The organism is Corallococcus sp. CA054B (assembly GCF_003611625.1).
GTDB lineage: Bacteria > Myxococcota > Myxococcia > Myxococcales > Myxococcaceae > Corallococcus > Corallococcus coralloides.
Genome location: NZ_RAVY01000131.1, coordinates 17936 through 28239, shown reverse-complemented (window position 1 = coordinate 28239; position 10304 = coordinate 17936). Strand labels below are relative to the sequence as shown.

At 71.0% G+C, this 10304-nt stretch carries 7 protein-coding genes and 1 pseudogene; all 8 read left to right on the top strand.

The window, feature by feature from the left end:
* Nucleotides 1-468, top strand: a pseudogene (locus tag D7V80_RS27340) (hypothetical protein); the annotation flags it as partial.
* Nucleotides 469-499: 31 nt separating this feature from the next.
* Nucleotides 500-1306, top strand: coding sequence for a hypothetical protein (locus tag D7V80_RS27335; protein ID WP_014398967.1), 807 nt, complete (start codon nt 500-502; stop codon nt 1304-1306).
* Between the two features lie 118 nt (nt 1307-1424).
* Nucleotides 1425-3074, top strand: a complete 1650-nt coding sequence (locus D7V80_RS27330) for a hypothetical protein (RefSeq protein WP_120590952.1) — start codon at nt 1425-1427, stop codon at nt 3072-3074.
* Nucleotides 3071-3775: an ABC transporter ATP-binding protein gene (locus D7V80_RS27325; protein WP_120590951.1), complete on the top strand. Its 705-nt coding sequence runs from the start codon at nt 3071-3073 to the stop codon at nt 3773-3775. The genes D7V80_RS27330 and D7V80_RS27325 overlap by 4 nt, the downstream gene beginning before the upstream one ends.
* Complete coding sequence (locus tag D7V80_RS27320) at nt 3772-5058, top strand: ABC transporter permease (RefSeq protein ID WP_014398964.1); 1287 nt, start codon at nt 3772-3774, stop codon at nt 5056-5058. The genes D7V80_RS27325 and D7V80_RS27320 overlap by 4 nt, the downstream gene beginning before the upstream one ends.
* The gene (locus D7V80_RS27315; protein ID WP_120590950.1) at nt 5055-5828 is read left to right on the top strand and encodes a hypothetical protein; all 774 of its coding nucleotides are present in this window, start codon (nt 5055-5057) and stop codon (nt 5826-5828) included. The genes D7V80_RS27320 and D7V80_RS27315 overlap by 4 nt, the downstream gene beginning before the upstream one ends.
* A gap of 108 nt (nt 5829-5936) precedes the next feature.
* Nucleotides 5937-8456, top strand: coding sequence for a protein kinase (locus tag D7V80_RS27310; protein WP_120590949.1), 2520 nt, complete (start codon nt 5937-5939; stop codon nt 8454-8456).
* A gap of 86 nt (nt 8457-8542) precedes the next feature.
* Nucleotides 8543-10300, top strand: coding sequence for an ATP-binding protein (locus D7V80_RS27305; RefSeq protein ID WP_120590948.1), 1758 nt, complete (start codon nt 8543-8545; stop codon nt 10298-10300).
* Nucleotides 10301-10304 lie beyond the last annotated feature (4 nt).

The window sequence follows — 10304 nt, the reverse complement described above, 5'->3', positions numbered from 1 at the left end:
GACGTGGTGGTGGGGCTCTGGGGCGACGTGGAGCTGGCGGCGCGGGACCGGGGCGGCAAGGTGCTGGCCACCACGGCGGACGCCCCGCACCTGTTGGCCACGGTGCTGGTGGCCCGGGGCGACTTCGCGGCGCGCTACCCGGACGCGGTGCGGCGGGTGCTGCGGGGGCTCCTGGACACGGGGCAGGGCGTGCTCAAGTCCCCGGCGGCCGGGGCGCGGCTCTTGGGAGAGGTGGCGCCGTACCTGGGAGACCCCTCGGAGGCCATCCGCAGCGCGCCGCCCGCGACACTGGCGGACAATCGGGCCTTCTTCGGACTTTCCGGCGAGGCGCCGGTTACCTATGACGAGCTCTTCCAGAGCGCCGCGGCGCTCTTCCAGAAGCTCAATCGCGGGACGGCGCCCCCACCGGCGGAGGACACGCGGGACCTGGGCGCGCTGAAGTACGTCTCCGAGGCGCGGGGGCCCTGAAGCGGGCCGGAAGTGGGAAGGGGAGTCGGACGTGGCGAAGACACCGAACTACATCAAGGCCGCGTTCCTCCTGCCGGCCAACCTGGTGGGGCTGACGACGGCGGCCATGTCCAGCGCCGTGACGCAGGAGCCGCTGCCCATGATGGTGGCGCTGGGCGTGGAGGGCGTCTACCTGGCCGTCCTGTCGTCCATGAAGCGCTTCCAGCGCGCCGTGCGGGCGCAGCAGCCGGACAACCCGGAGGCCGCGCGCGCGGCGGTGGACTCGCTGCTCGCGGACCTGGCGCCGTCGCAGCGCGACCACTACCAGCAGCTGGTGGGGCTGAAGGAGAAGATCCTGGCCAACTACCGCAAGCTGCCCGCCGGGCGCGTGCTGGCCGCGAGCAGTGAGCCCAAGCTGGACGCGCTGCTCACGTCCTTCCTGCGGCTCATCTCCGCGCTCAACCAGTACCGCACGTACCTGAGCGGGTCCGACCGGGAGCACCTGACCTCCGAGGTGGCGGCGCTGGAGGCGGAGGTCGCGGAGGAGGCCAACCCGCGCCTCAAGGACGTGAAGGGCAAGCGCGTGGAAATTCTGCGCAAGCGCCTGATGCGCTTCGAGCAGGCGGGCGAGAGCCGCGAGGTGGTGAGCCACCAGCTGGCCGGCATCGAGGACCTGATGCGCCTGACGCACGAGCAGTCCATCGCCATCCGCGACCCGGAGAGCGTCAACCGGCAGCTGGACGTGCTCTCCGCGGAGACGGAGGCCACGGACGAGACGGTGCGCCAGATGGAGCGCTTCCTCGACTTCACCGAGGAGACCTCCGCGCCCCTGCCGCACGGCGGCACCCGCGTGCGGTAGGCCAGGCACGGGCCCGGACGGGCACCTGTTCACCGTGGCACCTTGCGGCACTGGCAGGGGCCGGGGACGGAGCACGAATAGATTGACTCTCCGCCGCAGGCATCCTGTCCTGACGCCCATGCTCCGCCGCGTTGGATTCCTCCCGTTGGTCCTGCTGTTGGTCGTGTTCGCCGGCTGCTCGCGCTGCGGGAAGGAGGCGGCCGGGCCCGCGGATTCGCCCCGGGGCGTGTCGCGCTACCTGCCGCGCACCGCGCAGGCGGCCGTCGTCATCGACGACCTGGGCACGCTGGGCGAGAAGCTCGCGCGCTTCCAGAACCTCAAGGTGGCCTCGTTCGTCGCGCAGCTGCAGAACTTCCCCTCCGCGGAGCGCTACGTGTCCGCGGTGATGCGGCAGGTGGGCGTGGACCTGCGCAGCCGCAAGGCGCTGGAGGACGCCGGCATCGACCCGAAGCGCGGCGCGGGCGCGGCCTTCCTTGGCGGCACGCAGGCGGTGTCCGTCCTGGGCGTGAAGGACGCGGACAAGCTGAAGACGACCTTCGCCACCTTCGCCCGCACGCGCCTGGGCGCGACGGAGGAGAAGGACGCGAAGGTGGACGCCGGGCGGCTCGTCACCTTCAACCGCCCGGGCTCCACGGAGCCCCTGCTGGGCCTGCTCTTCCTCAAGCACGACCTGGTGCTCCTGTCCGCGGGCGCTGGCGTGCCACGGCTGTCGGAGCTGGCGGCGCTGCCGGAGGAGCAGTCGCTGGCGAAGGAGCCGGTGCTGGAGGCGTCCCTCAAGCGGCTCTCCGGCGACCGCGACTTCCACGTGTGGCTGCCGGGCGGCATGGGCCTCCTACCCGCGGGCAGCGTGCAGGGCATCACCTTCACGGGCCACATCGAGGAGCGCGCGGTGACGCTGCGCGCGGACGCGCCGTGGCCGGACACGCAGACGTCGCTCGCGGCGCTGGAGCCCAAGGGCGGCGAGTCGCTCACGGGCTGGCTGCCGCAGGACAGCTTCTTCGTGGCGCGCTTCCGCGGCGACCCGGCGCAGCTGGACGGCGTGTGGCCGTACCTGGCCGGCGCGCAGGTGACGCGCGCGGTGCAGCAGGCGGGCTTCAACGTGAAGACGGAGGTGCTGGACAACCTCAAGCCGGGCATGGTGCTCGCGCTGTCGCTGTCGCCCAACGTCAACCTGTCCTCGGGAATGCCGGACCTGGACCTGCGGCGCACCAACCCCTTCCGCTTCGTCAACCTGGTGGCGCTCGCGGAGGTGAAGGATGTGGCGAAGGGGCAGGCCACGCTGGACAAGGTGCCCGGCTTCGCGGGCGGCTTCGGCGCGAAGGTGGAGCCCACGGACGTGAACGGCCAGAAGGCGTACCTCACGTCGTACCGCGCGGGTGAGGGCGCGCACTTCGCGCTGTCCAAGGACGGCAAGCTGCTGCTCGCGGCGCCCAAGGCGCGCCTGGAGTCCACCCTGGCCTCGCTCGCGCAGCCCGCGGGCACGGGCCCCGTGTCCGAGGACCTGAAGTCCGTGGGCAAGGACGCCGCGCTGGTGGTGCTGCTGGACCTGCGCCGGCTGGCGGACGCGGTGAAGGCGCTGCCGTCCGCCGCGTGGGGCATTGGCGGCTTCGCCATCAAGGCCACCACGGTGCGCTGGCTGGACGCCACGGATGACCTGCGGGCGGTGACCATGGCCCTGTCGCGCAAGGACAAGGCACTGCAGGCGGAAATCTCCCTGCGGCTCACGCCCGCGCCCGCCACCACTACGACCACCCCGGCCACGCCTTGATCCACGCGCGCGATGTCGTGAAGGAGTACGATGACGGCGAGGGCTCGCGCGTGCGCGTCCTGGACGGCGTGTCGCTGGACGTGGAGGCCGGGGACTTCGTCGCGGTGGTGGGCGCGTCCGGCAGCGGCAAGTCCACGCTGCTGCACCTGTTGGGCGGCCTGGACGTGCACTACCAGGGGCAGGTGGAGGTGGGCGGCGTGAAGCTCACCGGCCTGCGCGACAAGGAGCTGGCGCGCTTCCGCAACACGCACGTGGGCTTCGTCTTCCAGTCCTTCCACCTCATCCCCAACCTGTCCGCGCTGGAGAACGTGCTGCTGCCCTCGCACTTCGGTCCGGCCACTCCGGACGGGCGCAAGCGCGCGAGCCAGCTCTTGGAGCGCGTGGGCCTGGGCTCCAAGCAGGACCGCGCGCCGGTGCGGCTGTCCGGCGGCGAGCGCCAGCGCGTGGCCATCGCCCGGGCCCTCTTCGGCGGCCCGAAGCTGCTCCTGTGCGACGAGCCCACGGGCAACCTGGACGCGGCCACCGGCGCGGGCGTCATCCAGCTCTTCCAGGAGCTGCACAGGGAAGGGCTCACGGTGCTGACCGTCACCCACGAGGAGCGCATGAGCGCGGTGGCGCGGCGGGTGCTGCGGCTCAAGGACGCGCGGCTGGTGGAGGAATCCCCCGCGTCGGAGGCCCTGGCGTCGCGAGGTGCCCCGTGAGGTTCGACGCACTGTCGCGACTGGTGAGGTTGTCCCTCGCGCGGGAACGCAAGGGCGCGTTCTTCTCCGCCTTCGGCGTGGCCATGGGCGTGGGCGCGCTGGTGTTCTTCGTGGGCCTGGGCCTGGGCGTGGGGCGCGTCATCCGCGAGCGCATCTTCCCCACGGACTCGCGGCTGGTGGACGTGGTGCCCCCGGCGGTGTCGCTGGGCCTCTTGGGCGGCGGCAAGCTGGACGCGGCCGCGGTGGAGCGGCTGGCCGCGCTGCCCGGCGTGGAGACGACGTACCGGAAGATGAACGTCCGCGTGCCGGCGGTGACGCGCTACGACGGCGTGTTCTTCGGCTCGCGCCTGCGCATGGGCATGGAGGTGCTCGCGGTGGGCGTGGACCCCGGCCTGGTGCAGAAGGACGTGGGGCTGCCGGAGGCGAAGGACTTCAAGGACCCGGGGGAGGGCAAGGCCATCCCCGCGCTCATCTCCACGCGCCTCTTGGAGCTGTACAACAAGACGTTCGCGCCCGCGCGCAAGCTGCCGCAGCTGTCCGCGGAGATGCTCATCGGCTTCGGCTTCCCGGTGGAGTTCAACCGCTCCTACGTGGCGGCCACGTCCGGTGGGCCCACCACCACGCAGCAGGCGCAGGTGGTGGGCGCGTCCGACCGGGCCATGCTCGCGGGCATCACCATCCCGCTGGACACGGCGGTGCGCATCAACCGCGCTTCCGGCGCGGACGCGGACAGCTACTCCGGCGTCACGCTGGTGGCCGCGGACCCTTCGCGCGTCCCGGAGCTGGTGGAGGCGGTGAAGGGGATGGGCTTCGAAATCGATGATCAGGAGCGCCGGCTGGCGGAGAACGCGGGCGCGGCGGTGGCGCTCACCACGTCCGCGCTGGCGCTGCTCTCCATCCTCATCTGCGTGCTGGCGGCGGTGAACATCGCCCACGCCATGTCCTCGTCCGTGCGCGCGCGGGCCAAGGAGATTGGCGTGATGCAGGCGGTGGGCGCCTCTCGCGCGGACGTGCGCGCCATCGTGCTGGCGGAGGCCGGCGTGGTGGGCGTGCTGGGCGGCGCGGCGGGCACGGCGGCGGCGCTGGTGCTGGCCTTCATCGTGGACCGGCTCGCGAAGGGCTACCTGCCCAACTTCCCCTTCAAGCCGGAGAGCTTCTTCTCCTTCCCCGTGGGAGTGGTGCTGGGCGGGGTGCTGCTGGGCCTCGTGGCCGCGCTCGCCGGGGCGTACTTCCCCAGCCGCCGCGCCGCCGCCACGGATCCGGCGAGGACGCTGGCGGGATGAGCGGCCCTTCGCGCAAGACGCTCCTGACCAACGTCCTGTGCCTGGGGGCGCTCGGGTGGATTTACGGGGGCGACCTCTCGGATGCCCTGAGCGCCCGGACCGCGGAGGTCTCCGCGCTCCTGACGCCGCCGTCCGCCGTGCGCGCCAGCGTCGTGCTGGGGCTCGCGGGCGTGGGCCTGGCCGTGTTCGTCGCGGGACTGCTGCGAAAGAAGCCGGAGGACTTCAAGGGCTACCGGCTGCTGCCCATCCTGCTCGTGCTGGCGCTCTTCCTGGACCTGGTGCTGGCGGAGGGCCGCACGCCGCTGGACCCGCCGGAGATGGCCGCGGTGGCGCTGCAGCGCTTCCAGAACGAGGCCCAGAAGCTGGCCACGGTGGAATCCGTGCCCTCGCGAGCCCAGGTGCTACAGCCCCTGGTGGACGCGCTGGGCGCTCCGCCGTACCTGGAGCGCGGCACGTCGGTGCCGGCCTATACACTCCAGGTGCGCACGGACTGCGAGGGCCCGGCCCGTGGCGCGCCCGGCACCCGGGCCGGCACGCTGCTCTACTGCGTGGCCCGGGACGGCAAGCAGGCCTGGGTGACGCTGGTGGGGCTGCCCGCCGAGGTGCGCTTTGGTGCGCCCGCCGTGCTCTCCCACCGAGGAGAGCCGCGCGTGGCCGTCGTGCGCGCCCAGCTCCCCGCGGAGCCCGAGGAGGAGAACGAGGGCATTCCGGGCATCGACCTGGAGATCCCCACCGTGGATGGGGGCGCGGCGGCGTCCCCTTCGCCCTGAGTCGGGGTCGCCTGGGGAGCAAGCGGGCGGAAATAGGTCCGCGCGCGCGGTTGACCCTTTGGAGCCGCGATCGATAGGCTCCCTGCAAGGACTCGACCCCCACACACAGTGACGACCTCTCAACCGAAGCGGCAACCCATCCCGTTCGGGAAGTATCTCCTCCTGGACCGCGTCAACATCGGCGGCATGGCGGAGGTCTGGCGCGGCAAACAGTTCGGCGCCAGCGGCTTCGAGCGGCTCGTCGCCATCAAACGCATCCTGCCGAACATCGCCGAGGATGAAGAATTCATCTCGATGTTCATCGATGAGGCGAAGATCAGCGTCCAGCTGACCCACGCCAACATCGCGCAGATCTACGAGCTGGGGCAGATCGCCAGCAGCTACTTCATTTCGATGGAGTACATCCCCGGCAAGGACATGCGGGCCATCTTCGACCGCTGCCGGAAGAAGGGTGAGCCCGCGCCCGTGCCGCTGGTCGCCTTCTGCGTGGCGAAGATGTGCGAGGGCCTGGACTACGCCCACCGCAAGAAGGACGGGATGGGGCGCGAGCTCAACATCGTCCACCGCGACATCTCGCCGCAGAACGTGCTCGTGTCCTTCGAGGGCGAGGTCAAGGTCATCGACTTCGGCATCGCGAAGGCTGCGGGCAAGGCGACCAAGACGCAGGCCGGCATCCTCAAGGGCAAGTTCGGCTACATGAGCCCGGAGCAGATCCGCGGCCTGCCGCTGGATCGCCGCTCGGACGTGTTCGCCATCGGCGTGTGCCTCTACGAGATGCTCACCGGCGAGCGCCTCTTCGTGGGCGACAGCGACTTCAGCGTGCTGGAGAAGGTGCGCAAGGCGGAGGTGCCGTCGCCGTCCACGTACAACCGGCGCATCCCGGAGGCGCTGGAGCGCATCGTCCTCAAGTCGCTCGCGAAGGACGTGGAGGAGCGCTACCAGTACGCCAGCGAGCTGGGCGACGACCTCCAGCGCTTCCTGCTGACGAGCGACTCCATCTTCGGCCGCAAGGACCTCATGCAGTACATGAAGTCCACGTTCGCCGAAGAGGTGGAACGCGAGAAGCAGCGCCTGGCCGAGTACGCGGACATCCGCGCGCCGGATGGCATGCTGGCGGCCATCGAGGCGGGCTACAGCGGCCCGTCCCCGGTGCCCACGCAGAGCATGACCAACATCCCCGCGGTGGCGCCGTCCACGCCTGCCGTGGAGCCCGTCGCCGCGCCGCCGCCGCGCGCCTCCAACTCCGGTGGCACCGCGCAGGGCGCTCGCCGCTCGCCTACGTTGGCGGCGCTGCCCAAGCTGACCGCCGCGCCGGCCGCGCCCTCGCCCAAGGAGGACGAAGAGCTGGCGACGCAGATGGTGGACCGCGACGCCGTCTTCAACGACTCGCCGGAGCCCACCACCCAGCCGGGCGCCGCCATTGGCCGTGCCGTCACGCCGCTGGAGTCCCCGGCCACGCCCGACGACGACGGTGAGGACGTGGCGGGCCGCACCGCGGTCATCCCGCCGCCCTCGTCGCTGCCCCAGCCTCCGGCGCCGCCGCGCCTGTCGCAGAACAGCGCGCCGGTGCTGAGCGCCGCGCCGCCGCGTCCGTCGCTGACCAACGTGCCCACGCTGATGGCCAACGACGCGCCCGCGCCCCGTCCGACGCCGAACCGGGGCAACGACGGTCCGCCGCAGCGCCTCCACCGGCCGGACCCGCTGCCGGAACCGGCGCCGCGTCCGCCCGCGCCCCCGGTCCTCAACAACGGGAACGCGACGCGTCCGCCCGCGAAGGAAGCCCGCCAGAAGAACGCGCCCGAGCCGGAGGCTCCCGCCCGGGGGCTGGGCTTCAAGGGCATGGACAAGCGGCTGCTCTACGGCGCCGTGGGTCTGGCGTCGCTGTTCCTGCTGGTGGGCGTGGCCCTGGTCTTCTCCCCGAGCAAGCCCGCGCAGGGCTACGTGATGGTGGAGCTCAAGACGCTGGAGGCGAAGGACGTCGCGATGGTGTCCATCAACGCGGGTCCTCCGGAGAAGTTCCCCCCCAACGGCTTCGCCCTGAAGCCCATGTCCGTGGGCAACGTGCTGGTGGTGGTGACCGCTCCGGGCTACGAGGCCTTCAACCAGTCCGTCATGGTGTCCGAGGGCGCCAACGCCACGCAGGTGCCGGTGGCCCTCAAACGGCAGGCGCGCTCGGTGGTCGTGATCTTCAAGACCCAGCCGGCGGACGCCGAGGTGAAGATCGACAGCCAGGTCGCCCGGAAGCACGGCTCCCAGGAGCCGGTGAACAACGACTTCCTGCTCAGCAGCGACACCCCGCTGGTGGAGGTCACCGCCCCTGGCTACGTGCCCTTCCTCAAGAAGATGGCCGTGAACAACAACAGCCTGGACGTGGCGGCGACCCTGGATCGCGCGCCCGTGGAGGTGCGGATCGAGTCCACGCCCGAGGGCGCGGCCATCTACCAGGGCAACAAGGACCTGGGCGCCGTCACCCCGGCCACCATCCGGGTGCCATGGGGCACGCGGGAACTCACGCTGAAGGCGAAATGCCACGCGGACGAGGACGTATCCGTGGGCACGCCGTCCCCGGCGGGTTCCACGGTCAAGGTGGAAGCAACCCTGAAGAGGCAGGCGCGCTGCCGCGATTAGCGGCACCGCGGTCCTGACACTTAAGGTAGGCCTGGGGGTCCTCCCCCCGGATGTCCCTGGGGGGGAGCGGCGCCGGAGGGATTTCCGTGACGAAGGTGCGTAAGGTGAACAAGGCGGATCCGCTGGCGGATCTGCCCCGGTGGGCGCAGCAGCTGGCGCGCAAGTACTACACGAAGACGGTCAGCACCTTCCTGCTGTACGGGGCCGTGCGCGACCTGCAGCCGCTGCAGCTGGAGGACGGCGGGCGCGGCTTCGGGACGCTGAAGACGTTCCTGTCGGAGGAGCTGTTCGGCGGGCGCGACCACGTCCTCTTCTACGACCGCTCGTCGGGCATCCGCTCCGCGACGCCGGAGACGCAGAAGGACCTGGCGCGGGCCATGACGGGCTACGACGCCATGTACGGCACGGACTACGCCAAGGTCATGCCGCGCGACCCGGGCCGGGCGCTCCAGATCCTGGAGAACTTCCTGCGCATGCGCCTGAGCGAGGGCCGCTCGCTGGCGCTCATCATCGACTACGCGGAGACGCTGGTGCCCGGCGGGGAGATGAGCCACCTGTCCGCGGAGGACCGCTTCGTGGTGGCCACGCTGGACAAGTGGGCGCACGACCCGCAGTTCCTGGCGGGCGACGTGTCCGTGGTGCTCCTGGCGGAGAACCTGTCGGACGTGTCGCCGCGCATCAGCCGCAACCCGTACGTGGCGCCCATCGAGCTGCCGCTGCCCACGGAGGAGGAGCGCCTGGAGTACGTGCGCTCCAAGCTGGAGGGCAAGAAGCTCCAGTCGGTGTCGGAGGTGCCGCTCGCGGGCCTGGCGAAGATGACGGCGGGCCTGTCGCGCATCAACCTGGACCGCGTGCTCACGGAGGCGCTGGAGCGGGAGGTGCGCATCACTCCGGAGCTGCTCAAGGAGAAGAAGAAGGAGCTCATCCAGGCGGAGTGTCACGGCCTCCTGGAGTTCATCGAGCCGGCGCACACGCTGGACGCGGTGGCGGGGCACGCGCCCGCCAAGCAGATGCTGCGTCAGGCGGCGTCCGCGCTGAAGAAGGGCCGCATCGAGGTCATGCCCATGGGCTACCTGGTGAGCGGGCCGGTGGGCACGGGCAAGACGTTCATGGTGAGCTGCTTCGCCGGGGAGATTGGCATCCCGGTGGTGAAGTTCCTGAACTTCCGCAGCCAGTGGCAGGGCGTGACGGAATCGAACCTGGAGAAGATCTTCAACCTGCTGAAGGCCCTGTGGCCGGTGGCGGTGATGGTGGACGAGGCGGACACCTTCCTCGGCAACCGCGACTCGGGTGGGGACTCCGGGACGAGCAGCCGCATCTTCGGCTCCATCGCGTCCTTCATGGGCAACACGCAGTACCGCGGCAAGATCGTCTGGTTCCTGCTGACGGCGCGGCCGGACCTGCTGCCCATCGACCTGAAGCGCCAGGGCCGCGCGGAGGAGCACCTCGCGCTCTTCTATCCGCAGACGGACGAGGAGCGGAACGAGCTGTTCCAGGCGATGAGCAAGAAGACCGGCGTGTCGGTGGAGGGCGTGGAGTCCTTCGCCGCGCTGATTCCCGGCGGCGTGCGCGCCTTCAGCGGCGCGGACATCGAGGCGGTGATGGTGCGCTCAAAGTTCCGCGCGCTGGCGGAGGGACGCGACCAGGTGACGAAGGACGACCTGGCCGCGGTGCTGGCGGACTTCGTGCCGCCCAGCTACCCGCTGGAGATCGAAATGCAGAACCTGGTGGCGGTGCAGGAGTGCACCAGCCGGGCGCTGCTGCCGGAGAACTTCCGCAAGCTGGACCGCGACTACATCAGCAAGCGCGTCCGGGAGCTGAAGATGCTCCTGGAAGAGCAGTAAGCCA

Excerpts from the sequence above, each read along its gene's own strand:
- D7V80_RS27315 (WP_120590950.1), top strand. The coding sequence starts at position 5,055 with ATGAGCGGCCCTTCGCGCAAGACGCTCCTGACCAACGTCCTGTGCCTG.
- D7V80_RS27330 (WP_120590952.1), top strand. The coding sequence starts at position 1,425 with ATGCTCCGCCGCGTTGGATTCCTCCCGTTGGTCCTGCTGTTGGTCGTG.